The following is a 601-nucleotide window of genomic DNA, read 5'->3' as shown; positions in this document are numbered from 1 at the left end:
CCACAAGAAGAATTAGTTCAAGATATAATATCAATACTTCATAGTTTTAGTTGTCGCATATATGGATTAAGAAAATACAAGAAAAAGATTAGAGAGGATGAAGAAGTTGAAAAGAGCATACAAAATAGAAATTAATCCTACTACTGAACAAAAATCTAAAATACATCAAACGATTGGTGTTAGTAGATTTATATATAACTTCTATATTGCTCACAATAAAGAAGTTTATGAGAGTAAAGGTAAATTTATAAGCGGTATGGATTTTTCTAAATGGTTAAACAATGAATATATTCCTAATAATCAAGATATGAAATGGATTAAAGATGTATCTTCTAAGGCTACAAAACAAGCTATTATGAATGGAGATAAAGCCTTTAAAGATTTCTTTAAAAAAACTAAAAGTTTTCCTAAATTCAAGAAAAAGAAAAATCAAGATGTTAAAGCATATTTTCCAAAGAATAACAAAACTGATTGGACTATTGAAAGGCATAGGGTCAAAATACCTACTCTTGGTTGGGTAAGACTAAAAGAATTTGGATATATACCAACAAATTCAATAGTTAAAAGTGGTACAGTAAGTCAAAAATCTAATAGATACTAT

The 601-nt window shown here is 26.8% G+C and carries 1 protein-coding gene and 1 pseudogene; both read left to right on the top strand.

The annotated features are described in order from the left end of the window. A pseudogene (locus KGF52_RS21095) lies at nt 1–135 on the top strand (IS607 family transposase); the annotation flags it as partial. Further along, the coding region (locus tag KGF52_RS21090; protein ID WP_227841530.1) for a helix-turn-helix domain-containing protein at nt 107–601 on the top strand (495 nt) is incomplete at its 3' end. The pseudogene KGF52_RS21095 and the gene KGF52_RS21090, both read left to right, overlap by 29 nt.

Source organism: Clostridioides sp. ZZV15-6597 (genome assembly GCF_020657815.1).
Taxonomy (GTDB): Bacteria; Bacillota; Clostridia; order Peptostreptococcales; family Peptostreptococcaceae; genus Clostridioides.
The sequence above is the reverse complement of the archived record's forward strand: the minus strand, read 5'-3'. Positions and strand labels throughout refer to the sequence as shown.